The 21,886-nt window shown below is 60.4% G+C and carries 19 protein-coding genes; 3 read left to right on the forward strand and 16 right to left on the reverse strand.

The annotated features are described in order from the left end of the window. Window positions 1–9: 9 nt before the first annotated feature. The 10 genes from J5N58_RS21810 to J5N58_RS21855 form a co-directional block, all read right to left on the reverse strand. The gene (locus J5N58_RS21810) at window positions 10–1,077 is read right to left on the reverse strand and encodes a glycoside hydrolase family 5 protein (RefSeq protein WP_244713042.1); all 1,068 of its coding nucleotides are present in this window, start codon (window positions 1,075–1,077) and stop codon (window positions 10–12) included. 22 nt (window positions 1,078–1,099) lie between these two features. Continuing rightward, window positions 1,100–2,152, reverse strand: coding sequence for an acyltransferase family protein (locus J5N58_RS21815; RefSeq protein ID WP_112831233.1), 1,053 nt, complete (start codon window positions 2,150–2,152; stop codon window positions 1,100–1,102). Between the two features lie 64 nt (window positions 2,153–2,216). Continuing rightward, window positions 2,217–3,479, reverse strand: coding sequence for a hypothetical protein (locus J5N58_RS21820; RefSeq protein ID WP_112831234.1), 1,263 nt, complete (start codon window positions 3,477–3,479; stop codon window positions 2,217–2,219). A gap of 111 nt (window positions 3,480–3,590) precedes the next feature. Next, window positions 3,591–5,087 carry an amidase gene (locus J5N58_RS21825; RefSeq protein ID WP_244713052.1) on the reverse strand — a complete coding sequence of 499 codons (1,497 nt, stop codon included), beginning with the start codon at window positions 5,085–5,087 and terminating at the stop codon, window positions 3,591–3,593. 12 nt (window positions 5,088–5,099) lie between these two features. Continuing rightward, on the reverse strand, window positions 5,100–5,921 hold the full coding sequence (locus J5N58_RS21830) for a sulfite exporter TauE/SafE family protein (RefSeq protein ID WP_113457207.1): 822 nt from the start codon (window positions 5,919–5,921) through the stop codon (window positions 5,100–5,102). A 3-nt stretch (window positions 5,922–5,924) separates the two neighbouring features. After that, complete coding sequence (locus J5N58_RS21835) at window positions 5,925–7,307, reverse strand: M20 family metallopeptidase (protein WP_244713054.1); 1,383 nt, start codon at window positions 7,305–7,307, stop codon at window positions 5,925–5,927. A 7-nt stretch (window positions 7,308–7,314) separates the two neighbouring features. Beyond that, window positions 7,315–8,970 carry a dipeptide ABC transporter ATP-binding protein gene (locus J5N58_RS21840; RefSeq protein WP_244713056.1) on the reverse strand — a complete coding sequence of 552 codons (1,656 nt, stop codon included), beginning with the start codon at window positions 8,968–8,970 and terminating at the stop codon, window positions 7,315–7,317. Continuing rightward, window positions 8,970–9,872, reverse strand: a complete 903-nt coding sequence (locus J5N58_RS21845; protein ID WP_112831239.1) for an ABC transporter permease — start codon at window positions 9,870–9,872, stop codon at window positions 8,970–8,972. Before J5N58_RS21845 ends, J5N58_RS21840 begins: the two co-directional genes overlap by 1 nt. Before the next feature lies 1 nt (window position 9,873). Further along, window positions 9,874–10,791, reverse strand: a complete 918-nt coding sequence (locus tag J5N58_RS21850) for an ABC transporter permease (protein ID WP_113438825.1) — start codon at window positions 10,789–10,791, stop codon at window positions 9,874–9,876. Between the two features lie 118 nt (window positions 10,792–10,909). Next, window positions 10,910–12,427, reverse strand: coding sequence for an ABC transporter substrate-binding protein (locus J5N58_RS21855; protein ID WP_244713058.1), 1,518 nt, complete (start codon window positions 12,425–12,427; stop codon window positions 10,910–10,912). Window positions 12,428–12,602: 175 nt separating this feature from the next. Between J5N58_RS21855 and J5N58_RS21860 the strand changes: the two genes are divergently transcribed. Continuing rightward, complete coding sequence (locus tag J5N58_RS21860; protein ID WP_244713061.1) at window positions 12,603–13,295, forward strand: GntR family transcriptional regulator; 693 nt, start codon at window positions 12,603–12,605, stop codon at window positions 13,293–13,295. Between the two features lie 38 nt (window positions 13,296–13,333). Here the strand turns inward: J5N58_RS21860 and J5N58_RS21865 are convergent, their stop codons facing one another. After that, a complete protein-coding gene (locus J5N58_RS21865) occupies window positions 13,334–15,652 on the reverse strand; it encodes a transketolase-like TK C-terminal-containing protein (protein ID WP_113443885.1) in 2,319 nt (772 codons plus the stop codon). A gap of 200 nt (window positions 15,653–15,852) precedes the next feature. After that, window positions 15,853–16,866, reverse strand: a complete 1,014-nt coding sequence (locus J5N58_RS21870) for a 1-aminocyclopropane-1-carboxylate deaminase (RefSeq protein WP_112831242.1) — start codon at window positions 16,864–16,866, stop codon at window positions 15,853–15,855. Between the two features lie 159 nt (window positions 16,867–17,025). On the opposite strand from J5N58_RS21870, the gene J5N58_RS21875 reads away from it, so the two are divergent. After that, window positions 17,026–17,490 (forward strand): Lrp/AsnC family transcriptional regulator, encoded by a 465-nt coding sequence (locus J5N58_RS21875; RefSeq protein ID WP_112831243.1) that lies wholly within the window; start codon window positions 17,026–17,028, stop codon window positions 17,488–17,490. A gap of 288 nt (window positions 17,491–17,778) precedes the next feature. Beyond that, a protein-coding gene (locus tag J5N58_RS21880; protein ID WP_244713063.1) for an IS3 family transposase occupies window positions 17,779–18,890 on the forward strand; the annotation gives its coding sequence in 2 pieces (ribosomal slippage) (window positions 17,779–18,034 and window positions 18,034–18,890; 1,113 coding nt in all). On the opposite strand, the gene J5N58_RS21885 is transcribed toward J5N58_RS21880, so the two are convergent. The 4 genes from J5N58_RS21885 to J5N58_RS21900 all read right to left on the reverse strand — a co-directional run bounded on the left by J5N58_RS21885 (window position 18,885) and on the right by J5N58_RS21900 (window position 21,857). Further along, window positions 18,885–19,211 (reverse strand): PAS domain-containing protein, encoded by a 327-nt coding sequence (locus J5N58_RS21885; RefSeq protein WP_244713065.1) that lies wholly within the window; start codon window positions 19,209–19,211, stop codon window positions 18,885–18,887. The two genes, J5N58_RS21880 and J5N58_RS21885, sit on opposite strands and share 6 nt — an antisense overlap. Window positions 19,212–19,401: 190 nt before the next feature. Next, on the reverse strand, window positions 19,402–20,919 hold the full coding sequence (locus J5N58_RS21890) for a sodium:solute symporter family protein (RefSeq protein ID WP_244713067.1): 1,518 nt from the start codon (window positions 20,917–20,919) through the stop codon (window positions 19,402–19,404). Further along, window positions 20,916–21,098, reverse strand: coding sequence for a hypothetical protein (locus tag J5N58_RS21895; protein ID WP_112831246.1), 183 nt, complete (start codon window positions 21,096–21,098; stop codon window positions 20,916–20,918). The genes J5N58_RS21890 and J5N58_RS21895 overlap by 4 nt, the downstream gene beginning before the upstream one ends. Window positions 21,099–21,221: 123 nt before the next feature. Next, window positions 21,222–21,857 carry an isochorismatase family protein gene (locus J5N58_RS21900; protein WP_112831247.1) on the reverse strand — a complete coding sequence of 212 codons (636 nt, stop codon included), beginning with the start codon at window positions 21,855–21,857 and terminating at the stop codon, window positions 21,222–21,224. Window positions 21,858–21,886 lie beyond the last annotated feature (29 nt).

The raw sequence follows: 21,886 nt of genomic DNA on the forward strand, positions 1-21,886 counted from the left end.
AATTTAATCTTATCCCGAGGGCTGAATGATCGCACACCAGCCGGGTTTCGAAGCTACCGGCGAAAGGGCGGGAACAAGCGCGGAAAGCTGTTTGCGATCACCCTTTGCAGTCGGCTTGATATTGTTGCCTTCCTCCTCCGGCCACCAATCGCCGCCCGCCCAATAGGTCCAACCGAGCCAGACATCGGAATCATCCGCCATCTCGGCGGTCATCCGCTTCAAGCCGGCAAGGCAGGCCGGTTCCTGCGACCCGCCGAACTCTCCGAGGAATGCGCGCTTTCCGTTTGCGCGCAACCAATCGGAAAGTCTTGCAATGGCATTGACGGCGATGTCGGCGTTCACGCAGGCCTCATGGGTGCCCGAAAGATCCTCGTCCATGTACTGGTGAACTTCAAAACCGTAATTGTCGATCGGATCTCGAACGCCGCGCATGACGGTTCCGTTCGCGCCCTTGCCAAAATCGGTTTCCCAGCTGCTGACGCCGCTCCAATATGTGCCCGGCACGAGAATGAGATTGCGGGCCTTGACCGCCCTGATGCCGGCAATCGCCTGATTGGCGGCTTCCAGCCAGTCCTTCGGATCGATGTCGTAAGGTTCGTTCATCAGACCGAAGACAATGCCGTCCTTGTTGGCGAACTCGGCAGCGAGCCGTATCCACAATTGCGCGAACTGCCGCGCCGGCACCTCTGCCGAGCCGATCTTGCCGCCGGAATAATAGCCGAAATTATGCGGGTCCAGGATGACGGTGAACCCGTTCGCCCGAAGGCCGGCGACACTTTCTTTCAACCGCTCGAGCTCGACCGGATCGAGAGGTGCACCGAGAGAGCGCTGCAGACGCTCCCACTTGAATGGCAGGCGCACGGCGTCAAAGCCCTTGTCGGCGAAATAGTTCACCGTCGTCTGAGAGGGATAGGTGAAGTTGATGCCTTCCTTGCCGTCCGCTTCGCCATATTCCGCGCCCGAGAGGTTCACGCCGCGAAAGCACAGATCGGCATTGCCGGCCTCGGCGGCCCCACCTGTAATCGCCAGCAGCAGACCGGCAACGACGAAACGCCGGCCTGCTCCGCGCTTCATCATCGGCTTCATCCCGGCCTCGACCTCACGCATTCTGGGCAGGCACGGCCCGGCTATCCCGGGGCAGGTTTACCGAAGACAGCATCTTGCCGACGGGAACCTCGAAGACGTAGTAGCTCGCAAGGCCGGCAAGGGTCGAAATCGCCATCATCAGCACCACAAAGAGCGTGTCGCTATGGAGAACGGCGATTGCGTGCGGATAAATCATGCGCGCGCCGGCCAGCGTGAAGATGTGTGTCAGGTAGATCGAATAGGAGGCGTCGCCCAGGATCCGCAGCCATCGCCAGGCCCTCATGTCCGGGATACGGATCGCCGTCGCGAAGAAGATAATGACGACCGCCGGAATGCCGATGGTGAACACGCGCGGGACATCGAGTTCGAGATAATCGTTGAACATTAGCGCCGCAAAGCCGACCGCAACCATGGCCGCGACGACCGGCGCCTGGATGGAGACGCCTCTCCGGTATATCTGCCCCAAGAAGACGCCGGCGACGAATTCGAAGATGACCGAATCCCCGTAGAACCGGGTGGCGGTGTTTACCGGAGCAAGATTGCAGAGCAGGAAGATGCTGCCGATCAGCGCCACGAGGACGGCGATCCGGTGGCGCACCGGCACCATGAGGCAGAGGCCGAACAGCAGGTAGAAATACATCTCGTAGTTCAAAGTCCAGCCGGGAACGATCAGCGGCGCGATCATGTAATGATCCGGATCGGACGGATTGATCCAGGGCAGGAAGGCCAGCGACGCCAGGATATGCGGCAGGTCGAACTGGGTGGATTTCAGCATCTGCGGGATGATGAGGGAGACCGCGGCGGCGAGGATGGTGACCGCCCAATAGAGCGGCACGATGCGGCGGATGCGCTTCCACCAGAAGTCGGCAACGGTGAGCGGCTTGTCGCAGGTGGTGATCCACATGACGAAACCGCTGAGGACAAAGAACAGGTCAACCCCGCTCTTGCCGAACAGATAAGGGCTCAGCCAGGCATCCGGGTTGAGTTTCTGCAGCTGCAGGATTGCGTGAAAGTAAACGACAAGAAGAGCCGCAATCGCTCTTATATATTGCAGTTGTACACACATGGGAGCTGTCTGTTCGTTGCCTGGAAACGCAATACGCCAGGGGAGCTATAGCCCAATGCTACAGCTATTGTCCTTGATGATCCGGCAACGAAGTTAATTTCCCATCACCCTCCCAGAATTTCATATGGCCGACGAGAAGCCATATGAGGGCACCGACCTTGATCGAGAAGATCGCGGTGCCGCCGATCATCATGTTGAGGAAGATGAAGATTCCGAGCGCGAAGGCGCAGCGTTTCTGGTCGGCTGTCTGTCCGCCGGGATAGAAGGCAACGAAGAGCCAGAAGGCGAGAAGGCCGAAGACCGTTCCGGCATTGATGACATAGATGTAGCCGCTGTCCGCGAAATTGCCGATCTCGCGGACGTTCAGCGCCAGCAGTTCGACGAAATCGAGATTGAAGAAGCCTTTCATCGTAAGAACGATGCGGCCGTCAAGGGTGTCGCCGCTGGCATCCGGCCGCATCAGGAAAACCAGCGCGCCCGCGCAGATGACGATCGGCATGATGAGCGGGCGAACCATATTGCCGACCCTGGGGAAGACGAAATAGCCGCCCAGGCAGATGAAGGAAAAGGCCAACATGCTACGGGAATCGTTGGTCAGCAGGATGAGGATGACGGTCGACAGCATGAGGTAACGGTCGAACCTCTTGATCCGGCTGAAACGGCTGACCAGATAGACATCCAGCACACCGGAGAAATTGGCCAGCGACACCTGTTCGAGAAAGAGCGAGGCCGTGCGGTGGTCGCTGAGGCCGAAGGAAAAACGCCCCGGAATGTTGATGGCGTTCTGGAAGATCTTCGAGCCGCCGAAGGAAATCTGCTCGAGACCGCGGGTGTTGGTGAAATAGAGCGCCGGATAGAGAAGATCCTCGTAGACCCTGGTGAAGAAGATCTCCACCAGCAGCACAGAAAGCACGCAGATACAGCAGATCCGGAAGACGAATTCGATGGTTCGGCCATCCGTCATCGCGCCGAGCTGGCAGAAGACTGCAATAATCAGCACATTGCGGAAGAAATCGACGAACAGCATACCGTTCGCCGCCGAGGTATAGGCCATCACGATCGCAAAGAAGCCGACCAGCACGACGATGGGCAGGGATTCCTGCGAAAGCCCGCGATAGAGCAGATACATCAGCGAGACGAACAGAAGCCCGATCTCGACCAGCGCCACATGGGCAAAGCCAAGCGGCATGACATGCGCGTTGATAAGGGCAAGAAGGCCATTATACATGACCGCAAGCGGCACCACGACACGCACCAGCCGCCCGTCTGCCCGGGCAATACCGGCCGGGAGCGATGCCTGCGAATTATGAAGCGCGCCGAGATCCATGCACGAGAATTAGCCGACTCGCGCGGAATTAGGAAGGAAGGGCTGGGTTGGTGGCCGTCGCGGAATAATCTCAGATGGCGGCGCCACCCGTCGGAGCTCAAGGGATGTGTTTTAGAATCCCATGAAGCCCTCGCAGCCTGCAAGTTTTGGCGCCGTCTTCAGTCTCTCCACATCGACAACGGGAACCCCGTAAACTGCGTCGCCCGCAAAGATTTCCTCGACCACAGCGGCCACCTGCAAGACGCCGGCGTCATCATGCCGACGACCGACGATTTGCAGGCCGAAGGGCATGCCGAGCGCATCCCGGCCGACGGGTATGGTGATCGAGGGATGGCCGGCCAGTGTCGAGGCATAGGCCATGGCAAGCCAGTGATAGTAGTTTTTCGTCGGTTGGCCATCGATCTCGGTCGGATAAAGCTCGTGCCAGTCGCGCGGGCTGATGGTCACGGCCGGGCAAAGCACATAGTCATGGTCTTCGAAAAACCGCTGCCAGTCGCGATAGAACCGGCCCTGTTTCACCAGCGCATCGGCGATATCGAGCGGCCCATAACTCAGCCCCTCCTCGACATTGGCGCGGACATTCGGGCCGATCTTTTCCGGGCGTGTCTGCAGCAGCGTGTGGTGCAGGCCGAGAAACATGACGCCGCGAAGAACGGAAAATATGCGATCAGCGTCGGTGCAATCGGGATGGGCCTCCTCGACCCTGCCGAGATGGTCGGAAAGCCGCGCCATCAGCCGGCCAAAAGCCTCGCGGATCACCCTGGATGTCGGCGCGAAACCGAAATCCTCGGTCACGGCGATCCGCAGTGCCGCCAGATCCGGGCGTCGACCTTGGCCAAAGCGATCGGCCTGCCACGGCGTCTGCCCGTCGATGACCACCGTATAGGGGTCGAGCCGATCGGGTCGAGCCATGACCGACAGCATCAGCGCCACATCGGCAACGCTGCGCCCCATCGGCCCGCTGGTCGACAGATGCATCAGCGCCATGGCGCGGGTATCGCCGGGAACGACACCTGGCGACGGGCGGAAACCGACGACACCGCAGAAGGCTGCCGGGTTGCGCAGGCTGCCGCCCGTATCCGAACCCGTGGCCAAAGGTGCCATGCGCGCCGCCAGAAGGGCTGCCGAACCACCCGACGAGCCGGCCGCACTTTTTGTCGTGTCGTGAGGATTGGCCGTGACGCCATAGACGGCATTGCGGGTATTGCCGCCGGCGCTCCAGTCCGGATTGTTGGTCTTGCCGAGGGGAATGCCGCCGGCCCGGCGCATGGCGGCAACGATGGCGTCGTCCTTCACGGCAATATTGTCGCGAAAGATTTCCGAGCCGAACGTGGTCGGCAGTCCCTGGACATCGATCATGTCCTTGACCCCGAACGGCAGGCCATGCAGCGGACCGAGCGTCGCATGGCCCATCACGCGTTGCTCGGCGTGACGTGCCTCGGCAAAGACGCGGTCGAAGTCCTGTGCCACCACGGCATTGATCGCAGGATTGAGCTGTGTGACGCGCTCGATACAGGCCTCGGCCAGTTCGACCGGCGACAGGCGGCGCTGCCCGATCAGCCGGCGTGCGTCCATCGCATCGAGATCGGCGGGATGGGTCTTGCTCATGACGATACCTTTTTACATCGAGAGAGCGCCGAGGCCCTTGATGAGCATGTTGAGGGCCATCAGCGAGATGAACACGGCAAAAATCCGCTTGAGTACGGCGGCCGGCAGGTAGTGCGCCAGCCGGACCCCAAGCGAAACCGTCGTCATCGAGATGGCGACGATAACGACCAGGGCCGGCAGGTTGACGAAGCCGATGGTGTAGGGCGGGAGACCGGGAAGACCCCAGCCGGCGATCAGAAATCCGACAAAGGACGGCACGGAGATCAGCAGCCCGAAACCCGACGACGTAGCAACCGCCTTCTGCACCGGCATGCCATAGAGCGTCATGGCCGGAACGCCGAAGGAGCCGCCGCCGATGCCCATCATCGCCGAGAAGAAGCCGATAACCAGACCGTAAACGCTGGCCAGAGCCCGACCCGGTAAAGTGTCCGACAGTTTCCAGTGCGGCCGGCTAATCAGCATGTAGAACCCGAGCCCCATGCCGATCACCCCGAAGATGACCGAGAGACTGGCCGAGCGCAGTGAAGCGGCACCGACCACACCGGCCAGCGCGCCCAGAGAAATGGCTGGTCCCCAGTGCTTCAGAACGGACCAGTCGACCGCGCCGCGTCGATGATGCATCAGAACCGAACGTGCCGAATTGAAGATAATGGTGCCGCCGGAGGTGGCGACGCAGACCTGCATCAGGCGGTCGCTCTCATAGCCGAGGAACTCGAAGACGTAGTAAAGCGCCGGCACCAGCACGACACCACCGCCGATCCCGAGCAGGCCGGCGATCAGACCGGACACGGCGCCCGTTGCGGCCAGGAACACAAAAAGCAGGACGAAATCCATCGATCAGGCAATCTGCTTCAAGCTTTTGGCATTCTCGGCGATATCGAGGAACAGCGCCGTCATGATCTGCATGCCTTCACGGGCAATCGGCACCAGCGCATGCTCGTTGGGGCCGTGCTGGCCGCATTCGGCGTGGGAGTGCGGAATCCAGATCGTCGGCAGCCCGAGAATGTCGGTAAAGGCATCGTTGGGGAGAGAACCGGCCAGATTGGGCAATACATGCGGCCGCTTTCCCGCCGTCCGCGTCAGCGAGTTTTCGACAAAACGCACCCACGGATGATCCGGCGAAAAGCGGGTGGCCCGGAAGGCTTCGCCGCGAGCGGGGCTTATCTCGACCATGGGAAAACCATGGGAATCGAGATGACGACGCAGGGCGGGGATGATGTCGTTGATGTCGGTGCCGACGACGAAGCGCAACTGGCAGGTAGCCCGCGCCGAACCTGCGATTGCGTTCTGCGGCGCATCGATATTGCCGGACGACATGGCGAGAACAGCAAAGGAATTCCAGCCGAAGACGCGCTCGCTCGGCGTCAGATCGCTCTCGCCCCATTCGGCGTCGTGACGGCGCGGCGGCAGATCGCGGAGCGTGGCGCGGATATCGGGCGTCAGGCTGGTCGGACGCCATTCAGGGATAAGGATCTGGCCACGCGCATCGGTGATCGTCGAGATTGCCTGGGCCAGGATGATGGCGGGATCGGCCAGCAATCCGCCGAAATTGCCGGAATGGTGATCGCCGTCCCGCAGATTGACCATCAGGTCGATCGACATGCCGCCACGCGACCCCATGAACATGGTCGGCGTGTCGATCGCCAGACGGGGACCGTCCGAGGCGATCAGCACATCGGCCGCCAGGCGCGTCCGGTTGGCGATAAAGAACTCGCGCAACCCGAAGGAGCCGGTCTCCTCGGCCATCTCGAGAATGATCCTGGCATTGAAACCGAGCCTACCCTTTTCACGGATCAGCAGTTCCAGAGCCTTGATATTGATCAGATGCTGGATCTTGTTGTCGGCGGTGCCACGGCCATAGAGCTTGTCGCCTTCCCTTACCAAGGTGAAGGGCTCAAGACCCTCCCGCCAGCGATGGGCTTCTCCATTGCAGACATCGCCATGACCGTAGACCAGAACCGTCGGCAGGCTTTCGTCCTCGATACGGCTGGCGATCAGCAGGGGCGCGCCGCCCTCGCGCGGATTGTCGAAAATCTCGACGGCAAAGCCCATCGCCGACAGCAGTGGCTGCATGTCCTCCTGCAGATAGGCGTAGAGATCCTCCCGCCGCCCTTCCGACTGACTGACGGAGCGGCGCGCCACGAGGGTAGCCAGATCCCCGACCAACCCTCCGCCGTCGACATAGTGGGTGGCGGCTTCGATCAGCTGTGCTCTGTCCATGGAATAATTACCTCGCTGCGTCGGCAGGCCCAAGCGCTGCCATATCTGGCGCTTCCCAGCCGCGGCCTGGCATGGCGGCGAGCAGTTGGCGCGTATAGGAATGTTGCGGATTGCCGAAAACGTCATCGACCGTGCCGTACTCCACAACCTCGCCCTTCGACATGACGAGGATATGGTCGGAAATCTCGGCCGCCACCCGCAGATCGTGGGTGATGAAAATCACCGTCAGGCCAACGGCCTTGCGGATGTCGTCGAGCAGCTTCAGCACGTCCTTCTGCACAGACACGTCGAGCGCCGACACGGCTTCATCGGCGATCAGGATTTTCGGCTCGACCATCAGGGCGCGGGCAATCGAGATGCGCTGGCGCTGACCGCCGGAAAACTGCGCGGGATATCGATCGAGCGCATCCTCCTCCAGTCGGACGATCTTCAGAAGCGCCCTCGCCTTTTCCATGGCTTGGCTGCGCGGCACGCCGAAATTGACCGGCCCTTCGACCAGCAGGTCGCCAATCCTACGGCGCGGATTGAGCGATCCATAAGGATCCTGAAAGACGATCTGAATATGTTTCCGGAAGTCGCGGCGTCCGGTGGCCGTGGTCGTTTCCAGCCGCGAATTGCCGATCCAGACGGACCCTTCGTCAGGCTCCACCAGTCCCATCAGACACCGCACCAGCGTCGTCTTGCCGGAGCCGGATTCCCCGACGATGCCCAGCGTCTGGCCTTCCAGCACGGTAAAATCCGTCGGCTTGACCGCATGCACCTTGCGAGCGGGCTTGAATATCGTCCGGGCGGATGAATAGGTCTTTTCAATACCGGCGACCCTAAGTGCGATCGGCCGGGACATATCGGGATTGCCCTTGACACCATGGCGCTTCGGCACCGCATCGATCAGCATGCGCGTATAAGGATGGCTTGGACTGTTGAGCACCTGCTCGGCGGTGCCCTGCTCGACGACCACGCCCTTCTGCATGACCAGGACGCGATCGGCGAGTTCCGCCACCACGTCGAAATCATGGGTGACGAACAGGATGCCGGCCTTGCGGCTTTCCCTCAACTCCTTGAACATGTCGAGAATCTGCGCCTGCGTCGTCACATCGAGCGCTGTCGTGGGTTCGTCCGCAATCAGCAGCCGCGGCCCCATGGCGAGCGCGATGGCGATGACGATGCGCTGGCGCTGGCCACCCGACAATTGATGGGGATAGGCATGATATAGACGTTCGGGGTCGGGAAGACGCACCTCCTTAAGAAGTGACAATGTCCGGGCCCGGTGCTCGGCTTTGGACATTTGCGCATGCGCCTCGAAGACTTCCTCGATCTGGTTGCCGACAGTGTAGCACGGGTTGAGCGCGCTCATCGGCTCCTGGAAGATCATGCCCATACGGCTACCGCGCAGCGCGGCATGCTCGGCCTCGGAGAGCTTCAGCACATCGCGGCCTTCAAAGAGGATTTCGCCCGCCGACGGCTTCAGAACTTTCGGCAGGAGCCCCATGGCAGCGAAGGATGTGATCGACTTTCCGGAACCGGATTCCCCGACGATGCAGAGGATTTCCTTCTCGTGGATGTCGAGAGACAGATTGCTGACCGCATGTTGGCGATCTCCGCCCTTCGGCAGGTCTATGGTCAGATTGCGGATCGACAGAACGGGGTTGGCGGCGTGTGTCATCAGTTTCTGCCCTCCGGCGCGGTCACGTCGCGAATGCCATCGCCGAGCATGTTGATGGAAAAGACCAGGATGAACAGCGCGATGCCCGGAATGGTGATCAGCCAGCTTTCAAACAACAGCATTTCCTTGCCTTCGGAGATCATCAGCCCCCAGGACGGTGTTGGCGGCTGCACGCCGAGCCCGAGAAAGGACAGTGCCGCCTCCAGGATGATGGCATGAGCCATTTCGAGCGTGACGATGACGATCAGGTGGTTCATCACATTCGGCAGAACATCCTTGAAGAGGATACGCGGCAGGCTGGCGCCCAGGACTTCGGCGGCGGCGATATAGTCCATCTGCCGCACCTGCATGGTGGCGCTGCGCAGCACCACCGCGAAACGGTCCCAGAGCAGCAGTCCGAGCACGGACACGACAACGGTCAACGATCCTCCGAACAGCGCCACCACGGCCAGCGCCACCAGCGTCGCTGGCAAGGCTAGCCGTACCGAAACGATGAACATCACCACCGCGTCGACCTTTCCGCCGAAATAGCCGCCGAGAACACCGAGCACCGTGCCGATCACGGCAGAGATGAGGGCCGCGGTAAAGCCGATCAGCAGAGAGACGCGAGCCCCATAGATCAGCCGCGACAGGTAGTCCCGGCCCAGCGCATCGGTGCCGAGCAGATGTTTCCAATCGCCGCCCATAAAGACCGGCGGGGCAAGCCGCGACAGCAGGTCCTGCTTGTTCGGATCGTAGGGGGCAATCAGCGGCGCGAACAACGCGACAACGCCAACAAACAGCAGGAGCAGGAAGCCAACCATGAACCCGCGATGTTTCAGGGCCTTGCGAACCAGCAGACGGGATGGCGGTTGCGACACCGCGGGAAGCCCGGGGCTGACGGTTAGGGACGTGTTGCTCATGTCAGGCAGTCCTCAAGCGGGGATCGAGCCATGCGTTCAAGACATCGGCCAGGAAAGTGAAGGCGATGTAGAACATCGCGAAGATCAGGATGAGCGCCTGCATTGTCGGCAGATCGTTGCGGGAGATCGATTCCCATGCAAGGTAACCGGCACCATGCAGCGCGAAGATGGTTTCCACCACGACCGAACCGCCGAACATGAAGCCGAGCTGCACCGCCGCTAGGCTGACGACCGGAATGATGGCATTGCGCAGGGCATGCTTGAAAAGAACCCGCCGCGGCTTGATACCCTTGGCTCTCGCCGTGCGGATGTAATCGGCGGAGAGTACTTCCAGCATGCCCGCCCGCGTCAGCCGCATGATTGCTGGCGTCGCATAGTAGCCCAGCACGATCATCGGCAGGATATAGCCGGTCCATTGCCGCGTTCCCGAGGCAGGGACCCATCCGAGATTGACCGAGAACACAACGATCAGGATAAGGCCGAACCAGAAGCTCGGGATCGCCTGCCCGACGACGGCGATGGCAAGCGCCAGCCGGTCGATCATCGTGTTGGGAAAGGCGGCGGCCAGAACACCCATGGGAACAGCGAGCAGCAGTGCGAAACTCATGCCGAGAAACCCGATGGTCATGGTGACCGGCAGCCGTTCGGCGATCATGCCCGAGACCGGGGTCCTGAAATAGTAACTCATGCCGAAATCGCCGGAGAGCGCGCGCATCAGCCAGTCGGCATACTGTACAAGCAACGGTCGGTCGAAACCGTATTGGCTCCGGATTGCCGCGATGACCTCTCCCGAAGCCCCCTCGCCGGCAATGGCGATCGCCGGATCGCCAGCCATGAACAATAGAATGAAACTGATGAAGGACACCGTCAGCGCAACCAGCGCCGCCATGCCGATCTTGGTCAGGACAAATTTCAACATCTGAAACCCTCAAGCAGGCGATCTCGCGGCGTTGCGATCTCGGCATGCCTCTAGAACAAGCAGCTCAAATCCAGGCCGGGCCGCGGGCAAGCGGCGTCCCGGCCCAAGGATGCAGATGTCACTTCCAGCCGATTTCGTAGAACCGAACCAGTTCGTCCAGGGTTGGCGTGAAGGAAATGTCGCTGCTCATGACGTAATTGGTGGAATAGTTCCACAGCGGCACCCAATAGGCCTTGTCGGCGATGACCGAGAGAGCTTGGGTATAGAACGTCTTTCGCTCGGCTGGGTCGATGGAGGAATCCGCTTTTTCCAGCAGATCGGACAGGCTCTTGTCGCGAGCGTCATCCTCACCGCCCATGGTGAAGAATTCGCTGGTGATGGCAGAGACGTCGGCAATCGAGTTGGATCCCCAGGTCAAGAAGGAGATCGGCACACCTTCCTTGATGCGCTTTTCCCGCAGTGCCGCGTATTGCATGTAGTTGAGGTTCGCCTTGACGCCGATTTCGGCCAACATGCCGATCATCGCCTCGGCCAGGGGCCGGTCGCGATAGGCATAGAATTCTATATCGAAACCGTCGGGATAGCCGGCTTCGGCCAACAGCGCCTTGGCCTTTGCCGGATCGTAGGCATAGGTCGCAACGCCCTTGTCGCAGCCGAACTGACTGGGCGAGCAGGCGCTGTTTATCACTTCCGTCGTGCCCTTCATCAGCGCCTCGACGATACCGTCGCGGTTGATCGCATGATAGATCGCCTGCCGAACCTTGACGTTCGTCATCGGGTTCTTGTCGCCCGAGCGACCGGCCGCATCGAGCGACAGATAGCCGACGCGCATGGTCGGGGCATTGATCACCTGGAAGCCATCCCGGCCGGCCATCTTGTCGGCCTGGTCGGAGGGCACCTGCCAGACCAGATCGATCGTGCCGTTAAAAAGCTCGGCCATCTGCGTGTTGATGTCCGGGATGGTGCGGATGTCGATGGTGCCGACCTTGGCTTTCGGCTTGGCAGCGGCGAAATACTCCTCGTTGCGCTTCAGCACGAAATGCTTTCCGGGTTCGACGGTCTCGAATTTGTAGGGACCCGTGCCGATCGGCTTGGTGGCAACGCCAGCCGGGCCGACGGCCTTGTAATATTCATCGGGATGAATGATGACCGGACCGGCCAGATATTCTAGCGCGGCCGGGAATGGCCCATCGGTGATAATGCGTACCTTGAACCGGTCGATTTTTTCAGCCTTCTTGATCCATCCCGTGGCCACCTTGTTCTTTGCGCCGTTCTTGGGATCGATGGCAAAATTCAGCGTATAGACGACGTCGTCGGCATCAAAGGCTTCACCGTTGTGGAATTTGACCCCTTCGCGCAGCGTGAACTCAAGCGTGGTGGAATCCACCCAGGTCCAACTGGTCGCCAGGTTGCCAACATACTCCCCGGTCGCCGGGTCGCGATAGAGAAGGCCATCCCAGGCGGCGTTTCCAAGCAGGATGCCCTCGCGCGCCGTGTTGAAATAGGGATCGACATGCTCGAGTTCCTTCGCAAAGGCGATGGAAACCGTGTCGTCCGCCTTTCCGGCCCAGGCAGCACTCGCAAACAGGAATGCGGGCAGAAGAACGGCGGCAGCCGTGGTCTTTGTCAGTTTCATTCTCGTTCCCTTTATTTTTTGCCCATTTTATAGGCTTTTGCATTTACTGTCTTTATCGTACTCGAATTTTATGTTTTGTATACAATATTTTCTTATTGCGTTCATTTTTGGATAATTGCATACGCCAACTTGCCAAATTCCCCAGATCGCACGACAATGCTCGTGGAGGACCGCCATGAACCTGCCCGCATCAAAAACACCGACCGCCGACGTGCTCTATGAACGTATCGAGACGATGATTGCCGAAGGAAAGTTCAAGGATGGCGAGCGCCTCGACGAGATGCGCCTTGCGCGGGATTTCGGCGTATCGCGCACACCTTTGCGCGAGGCGTTGCGTCTTCTGTCGGCGACGGGACTGGTCGAGCTTATTCCCAATCGCGGCGCCTTTGTGCGCCAACCCGACTTCACCCGTCTTGTGGAGATGTTCGAAGTGATGGCTGAGGTCGAAGCCTGGTGCGCGCGGCTGGCAGCCGGTCGCATCACCAAGGCACAACTGCTGCTTCTGCGCAAAGCCGCGTCTGCCTGCGAAGCCGCTCTTCAAGCGCAGGACTACAAGCGCTACTACGTTGAAAACGCTACCTTTCACACCATGATCTACGAAGCGTCCGGCAACGGGTTCCTGGCCGAAGAAGCCAGCAACCTGCACAGGCGCCTCAAGCCCTTCCGGCAGGCGCAGCTTTCCTTCGGCGACCGCCTGTCCCAATCGATGATGGAACATCGCGAAATCCTGTTGGCCCTTGAAGCGGGCGATGCGGCTCGCGCCGATGCCGTTATGCGCGATCATATCCGCGTGCAGGGCAGCATCTACGAAGAATACCGCCAATCGATAAGCGGAGAGCGCGAGGCCGCCGGCCGGCAAGCCTCGTGAGACCTGCCGCCGACTGCGGGCAGCCCCGTCGCCGAACCTCATGGGAATAGCAGAAGCTCGGAAACCGCAGCCCCTCGCGTCAACCCGGACACGGTCCTGACGATACCCGCTTTGTCGATGCCATAGTGCCGATAGAGATCCTGCACCGTGCCGGTCTGGCCGAAATGCTCGACCCCGAGCGGGATCGTCCGGTGACCGTGAACGGCACCAAGCCAGGCAAGTCCCGCGGGATGTCCGTCGGTGACGGTGACAAGGGTGCAATGGGGCGGAAGGCCGGCAAGCAAGGTCTCGACATGCCCGGATGCCTGGCTGACGCCGCGGCGCCGCGCCCGCTGGGCTGCTGTCCAGCCGGCATTCAGGCGATCTGCGGAGGTCACCGCCAGCACGCCGATATCCCGTCGACTCTCGCCGAGCAGGCCCGCCGCCGCAATCACTTCCGGCGCAATGCAGCCTTGGTAGACCAATACGACATCGGCATTCGGACCGGGCGGCTTCAGCCAGTAGCCACCATCAATCACCCCTTGGCGGAATCGCGGATCGCTGCGCGGCGCGGGCTGCTCGAGCGGGCGCGTTGTAAGCCGCAGATAAACGGAACCACCGGTCTCGTCGCGCAACCAGGTACGCTCGTCCGGCTGACCATCGCCATCGCGCTGCATATAGTCGAATGACCAGTCCATGATGATGGCGAGTTCATCAAGGAATGCCGGCTCGAAGCTCGCCAGCCCATCCTGGCTGATGCCGATCAACGGTGTGGCGATGGACTGGTGCGCGCCGCCCTCCGGCGCCAGCGTGATGCCTGACGGCGTCCCGACGATCATGAAACGGGCATCCTGGTAACAGGCATAATTCAGTGCATCGAGACCGCGGCTGATGAAGGGATCATAAACCGTGCCGATCGGCAGCAGTCGCTCGCCGTACAACGAATGGGAGAGACCGGCAGCGGCCAGCAGCAGGAAAAGGTTCATTTCGGCAATACCGAGCTCGACATGCTGGCCTTCCGGCGAAAAATGCCATTTCTGCGCGGACGGCACCCTTTCGTCGCGAAACGTATCGGCCCGCGCATCGCGCGCGAACAGGCCTCGCCGGTTGACCCAGGGGCCGAGATTGGTCGAAACCGTGACATCGGGGGCGATGGTCACGATGCGGTCGGCAAGCGCCGTGTCGGTCTTGGCCAATGCATCGAGGATCTTGCCGAAACCGGCCTGCGTCGACAGAACGCGGTCCTCCAGCAAGACTGGCCCCTCTGTGGCAATGCGTTCCGCCTTGAAGCGTCGCGGCCCTGGCTCGAAGAACGGCACGCGAGCAAGGAACGCCCTTGCATCTCGGCTGTCGGCCATGGTCGAGAACGGGTCCCATTCCGTTCCGGGCGCGACCTGCATTGCCGCCTGGAACTCGGCCATTTGGCTTGCGGTCATCAGACCGGCATGGTTGTCCTTGTGGCCGGCAAGCGGCGTGCCCCAACCCTTGATCGTGTAGGCGAGGAAAACCGTCGGCCGATCATGATCGATGCTGTCGAACACGTCGGTCAGCGCCTCCAGGCAATGGCCGCCGAGATTGCTCATGAGTTCAGCCAATTCGGCATCGGATCGACGCTCGATCAGCGCCGCCACATCGCCCTGGTCGCCGATCTCGTCCAGCAGCCGACGCCGCCAGGCGGCTCCGCCCTGGAAGGTCAATGCTGCATAGAGCTGGTTGGGGCAGGCGTCGATCCAGTCCTTCAGACGCGTTCCACCCGGTTCCGCGAATGCAGCCTTTTGCAGCGCACCGTATTTGACGATGACCACGTCCCAGCCAAAGGCCTTGAAAATGGCCTCGATACGCTGCCACAAACCTTCGCGGACCACGCCGTCAAGGCTCTGACGATTGTAGTCGATGACCCACCAGGTATTGCGTAAGTCATGTTTCCAGCCTTCCTGCAAGCACTCGTAGACATTGCCTTCATCCAGTTCCGCATCGCCGACCAGAGCAATCATCCGCCCGAGCGGCCGCTTCTGTGCCCAGGGTCTGGCTGCAATGTAGTCCTGCACCAGCGAGGCAAAGGCAGTGACGGCGACGCCCAAGCCGACTGAACCGGTGGAGAAGTCGACATCGTCGATATCCTTGGTGCGACTCGGATAGGACTGCGCACCGCCAAAGCCACGGAAATTCTCGAGCTTCTCACGCGTCTGGTTGCCCATCAGATATTGGATGGCATGAAACACCGGCGAGGCATGCGGCTTGACCGCAACGCGATCTTCCGGGCGTAACACATGGCAATAGAGCGCCGTCAGGATCGAGACCATCGAGGCCGAAGACGCCTGATGCCCGCCGACCTTGACCTCGCCCTTATCGCGCAGGTGATTGACATTGTGGATCATCCAGCAGGCAAGCCACAGCAACTGCTTCTCGATGGATTTCAGAATTTCGATATCGGTGCTTGTCACGACCGTCTCCCAGTCACGCGTTCACGCCTGATGAGTATCCTCCGGCGGCTTTTCGCCCCGCTCTTCTCGGATCTCGTTCCCATCTCTAAGACATCCGGCGGGACGACCGTCCCGCCGGATGGTTCGGCAAGGCGTCAGCCGTTGCGGAAGGTGTAGGCATAGCCATTGATCGCCGGGGCACCGCCGAGATGGGCATAAAGCACCTTGGAACCTTCCGGGAAGTAACCCTTCTTGACCAGGTCGATCATGCCCTGCATCGACTTACCCTCATAGACTGGGTCGGTGATCATGCCTTCGAGACGGGCGCAGAGCCGAATGGCTTCCTTGGTCTCGTCGGACGGCACGCCGTAGACCGGATAGGCGTAATCCTCGATCAGGATGATGTCGTCCGACGTCAGCTCCCGGCCAAGCTCGACCAGTTCGGCGGTGCGCCGGGCGATCTCCAATACCTGAGCCTTGGTCTGGGCCGGCGTGAAGGAAGCATCAATCCCAATGACATTGCGCTCGCGGCCATCCTTGGCAAAGCCGACCGTCATGCCGGCATGGGTGGAGCCCGTCACGGTGCAGACGACAATATAGTCGAACTTGAAGCCGAGTTCGGCCTCCTGAGCACGCACTTCCTCGGCGAAGCCGACATAGCCGAGACCGCCGTATTTGTGCACCGAAGCCCCGGCCGGGATAGCGTAGGGCTTGCCGCCCTTGGCCTTGACGTCCTCGATGGCCTCCTCCCAGCTCTGGCGGATACCGATATCGAAGCCCTCGTCGACCATCTGCACATCCGCACCCATGATCCGGCTCAGCAGAATATTACCGACCCGGTCGTAAACGGCATCTTCGTGCGGCACCCAGCTTTCCTGGACCAGCCGGCACTTGAAGCCAATCTTAGCAGCGACTGCAGCGATCATGCGGGTATGGTTGGACTGCACGCCGCCGATCGACACCAGTGTGTCGGCATTGGAGGCGATCGCATCCGGAATAATGTATTCGAGCTTGCGAAGCTTGTTGCCCCCGAAGGCCAGACCCGAATTGCAGTCCTCGCGCTTGGCATAAAGCTCGACCTTGCCGCCCAGATGCTCCGAGAGCCTTTCCAATTTCTCGATGTGGGTTTGTCCGAATGTGAGCGGATAACGCTCGAATTTCTCCAGCATGGGGTTCCCTTTTGCTTGTTACGACACAGAGGAAACGCTACCATCGCTCGAATGAAAGGTGCTCTCTAAGTTGAGCGCAATATTTCATGATAGCCATTCAAAAATCCAATCAAGGTGGTAAATCTTTCATACTGGTCATATTTTTCGGAAGATTCATTCATGACATCGGAACTGGACCGCATCGACCTGAAAATGCTCCGGCTGTTGCAGAACAACGGCCGGCTCAGCAACGCCGAATTGGCCCAGTTGGTTGATGTCAGCGCCGCGACATGCCATCGCCGCACCCAGCGGCTTTTCGAAGAGGGTTACATCAAGTCGGTCAGGGCCATGGTCGAGCCACAGAAGGTCGACCGCGGTGCGTTGGTGATGGTCGGCGTGGTACTGGATCGTTCGACACCGGAAAGCTTCGGCACCTTTGAAAAGGCGGTCGCCAAGCTGAATTTCGTGCTAGACTGCAATCTGGTCGCCGGCGATTTCGATTACTTCCTGAAGATCCGCGTCCGCGACATGGCCGACTTCAACCGCATCCATGGCACACAGCTGATCGCCCTGCCAGGCGTCCGCCAGACCCGTACCTTCTTCGTGATGAAGGAAGTGGTCGACAATGCCCCCCTGAACTTTTGACAGGTACGTCCAGCATCGCGGTTTTCGCTCACCAACCGAACCGATCGTCACATAGCGGCGTCCGCAATAGAGCAAGGTTGCCTGCTATCGCGCCCCCTGACCAGCCGCCCTGGAACTTCCGTGGTTTGAGGTTAGTTCGTTCTCCGGAGAAGGAGACAGAGAATGAAGCGCCGAAAATTCTTCCGCGATATCGTCACCGGAACGCCGCCTTTGCCATAACGCGTGACCTGCTCCCCTGGAATGTCCTCGGTTTGAGGTTAGTCTGTTCTCCGGAGAAGGAGACAGAGAATGAAGCGTTCCCGTTTCAGCGACGAGCAGATCATCGGTATTCAGAAGGAGCATCAGGCCGGGCTTTCGGCTGTTGAGCTGTGCCGCAAATACGGTGTCAGCGACGCGACCTTCTACAAGTGGCGTTCGAAGTATGGCGGCATGGAAGTGGCCGAGGCCAAACGGCTGAAGGCTCTTGAAGAAGAGAACGGCAAGCTGAAGCGCCTCCTGGCCGACGCGATGCTCGATGTATCGACGTTGAAGGAGATGCTCGGAAAAAACTTCTGAAGCCCGGCTCAAGGAGGGCCGCCGTGACCTGGGCAATGAAGGAAAAGGGCTACTCGCAGCGCCGGGCTTGCGGCCTGGTCGATATCGATCCGCGCGTGTTCCGCTATCGGTCGACGCGGGGAGATGATGTCGCGATCCGCACAAGGCTCAAGGAACTGGCCAGCCAGAGACGTCGCTTCGGATATCGTCGCTTGCATATCCTGTTGAAGCGGGAGGGCGTCGAGATCAACTGGAAGAAGCTCTATCGGCTCTACAGGGAGGAGCGGCTGACCGTGCGCAAGCGCGGTGGCCGCAAACGCGCCTTGGGAACCCGAGCACCGATGCCGATCCCACAAGGGCCGAACCAGCGATGGAGCCTGGACTTCGTCTCTGATGCCCTGGTCGACGGCAGGCGGTTCCGCATCCTGTGTGTTCTCGATGACTTCAGCCGGGAGTGCCTTGCCACGGTGGTCGACAACTCGCTGTCTGGTGAGCGCGTCGGCCGTGAGTTGGACAGGATCGCGCTCAGCATCGGGTATCCCTGCATGGTCGTCTCGGACAATGGCACCGAGCTGACATCGAACGCCATCCTCAAATGGCAGCAGGACCACGTCATCGAGTGGCACTACATCGCGCCGGGCAAGCCGATGCAGAACGGCTTCGTGGAAAGCTTCAATGGACGTCTGCGTGATGAATGCCTTAACGAGCACCTCTTCACCAGCTACCGCCATGCGAGGGAGATTATCGAAGACTGGAGAAACGACTATAACCTGAACCGCCCGCACACGAGCCTCAACGGCGTGACCCCTTATGAATTTGCAACCCGGTCCAGACAGGACCAGAACATGAACAGAGCTAACTTATAAACGCGGACAATCAGGGGAGCAGGTCACGCGCGATACATCGGACTGTTCCGGTTCTTTATCGACGAGTACCCGGTGATGCTTGCCGTTTATCTCGTCGAGGCGATATCCCAGCAATGAGAGGAGGTTTTCATTTGCGTCGATGATCTCACCGGTCGACTTAAATTCGATAGCGCCGTGCACCCGGGACACCGCTGCCAGCTTTGCTTCAAATGCTGCATTTCCGCGATGAGCTTCGGTGGTATCGGTTTCGAACTGGCCTGCGGTCGATGACCGCGCTGATAGGCGGGACCTATGACTGCGCCGTCCGATAGAAAGTTGCACCAAAAATCCTTGCCAACCGGGGTGTTCCAAATATGCGTCGGAGCCAATTCCGCACGCCGGAACATACATTTAGACACAAACTGCGAGCCAAACCTGACTTTGCGACAGGCGCCGGGAGAGCGCTATGCCCGCTTCTGAAACCACGAATGGCGGCCCCGGACCCCGGAGCCGCCTTATCTTCGCAGGCACGCTACGTGTTCACTCTGACCGGTTCCTCGGCCAGAGCAGGCATTGCATTGGGCAGCTTGCCCTTTTTGTAGGAGACAGACACCTCTACGAACTCGTCGGCAGCCTTCATGTTCGACTTGGTGACGAGACTGACGGCGATGAACAAGAACGCCGAGACCGGCAGCGCCAGCACGCCAGCGTTGAGGCCGAACAGCTTGTTGCCGGTCAGGTACATCCACACCACGAAGGCAACGCCGCCGAGGATAGAGACCAGCGCACCGGCTGCCGTACCACGGCGCCAGAAGAAAGCACCGATGATGGCCGGAACCGTGACCAGCAGACCAACGGAGGCTGCCACCGACAGGATGGCGATCATCGAGAATTCCATCGCGGCAAAGACCAGCGAGACGATGGAGATGACTGGGATGATAAGCTTGCCGATGAAGAGTTGGCGCTCGTCACTCGCCCCACCCGTCACGTTACTCCACACATCGCGGGCAAAGACCGACGACAGGGTAAGGAGGATCGAGTCGATGGTGGAAACGGCAGCAGCCAGAATGCCAACCATGACCATCACGCCCAGAACAGGCGGCACGAAGTTCGAGGCCAGCAGGGTGGAGGTGGCAAGGTCACCCTTTTCGAGCTGCGGGAAGGCGACGAAGGCGGAGAAGCCCCAGAGCACCGACACGACCGTGTAGACGAAGCCGAAGCACAGGAAGATCACCAGCATGCGGCGCAGCGCCTTCAGCGAGGCCGGCATGTAGAGGCGCTGGCTCACCTGCGGGTTGGAGATGGCGAAGAAGAACCACGGAATTGTCAGCCCGAGGAAGGTGGTGAAGCTGAAGATGCCAGGTCCGGGCACCTGCAGTAGCTCCGGCTTGGTCGCCTTGATCGCACTGAAGAGGCCGGAGAAGCCGCCCAACTCTATCAGCACCAGACCGCAGACCAGCACCGAGGCAATGATCATCATCAGCGCCTGCAGGCTGTCCGTCCACACCACCGAGCGTATACCGGCCACATAGGAGAAGATGATGGCCAGCACGGTGGAAATGACCACACCCCACAGGAAGGGAATGCCGCCGCCGGTCATGCCCGACAACAGGTATCCCACACCCGAAAGCTGAACGGCCGAATAGGGGATGAGGAAGACGAGGCTGACGAGACCGGCAGCAACGGCCACCCACCGGCTGCCATAGCGCGTGCCCAGCATTTCATACGGCGTCACGAAGCCATATTTCTTGCCCACGGCCCAGAAGCGCGGGCCGAAGATGGCGACCAGCGACACCCCGGCGAAATAGACGATCTCGAAGCCGAGCGCGCCGACGCCGCCCTTGAAGGTGAGACCGGCGAGGCCGATCATCATGAAGGCCGAATAGGTCGTGGCCGAATAGCTCAGGGCCGACAGCACCCCGCCCATGGAGCGCCCGCCGATGAAATACTCGGACATGCTGGCCGACTCGCCCGAGCGCGAGATATAGGCCACGGCGAAGGAGGCGAGGACGTAGATCACCAGTCCACAGACGACAAGGGAAACACTCATGCCTCGTCCTCCTCGAAGCTGGCGGTCGCCAGAATGTTGAGGACGATAACGGCCACACCTGCCGCACACCAGAAGAGGAAGGAGCCATACCATTCCGCCACGTTGGTGAGCAGCGTATAGGGTATGGCGTAGCAGGCGAGGACGACCACGCCTATCAGATATAGAGCAGCTTTCGACATGTTGTGACTTCCCTCTAGAGATTGATCGGTTGTTTCTGTCCGCCTTTTATCCAGCGGTTTGAACGGGAGTTGCGCGGAGCCCAGAGTTCTCCGGCCGTCCGCCGGAGAGCATCAGTGACAGGCTCAGCGCCCGGAAGGTTGAAGACCGGTGAGCCAGCGCTCGATATCTGCCGCATCCGTCACATCGGCATATTTTTGGTCCATGTCATAGAGATTGGCATCATGCGGGGCGCGAGCACGGTCAGCGCAGCAATCCGCCGGAACCAGCACGTTGAAACCGCTCTGCACCGCATCCACCACGGAGGCGCGCACGCAGCCCGATGTAGTGGCGCCGGTGACGACTAGCGTATCCACACCCGCCCCAGTCAACAGGCCGGCAAGTCCCGTACCATGGAAGGCGGAGGCGCCCTTCTTGGTGATCACCGGGTCCTGCGGCTGAATGCCTGTTGCCGCATCAATCTCCACCAGCCGGCTGCCTTCCAGAAGCGCAGCCATGCCCGTTGCCTTGCGCAACCATGGCAGCAGGGCAATCTCGCCAGGATGATAGGCAATCGTGGTGTAGATCACCGGATAGCCCTTTGCGCGGGCCAGATCCGTCAGCCGACGGGTCGCGGCAATGGCCGTCGTCATGTCGGCCGCCGTCGGATAGATCGTGTCGGTGAAGCCATAGGAGAAGTCGACCACGACAATGGCCGGTCGTTGACCGCGGGGGACGGGCTGGCCGAAGCCTGCGGCCTGGTAGGTTTCTTGCTGCGACATGGTTTTCTCCCGCGTTTAAGGCTCTGCCG

The organism is Paenirhizobium cremeum (genome assembly GCF_022884085.1).
Lineage (GTDB): Bacteria > Pseudomonadota > Alphaproteobacteria > Rhizobiales > Rhizobiaceae > Allorhizobium > Allorhizobium cremeum.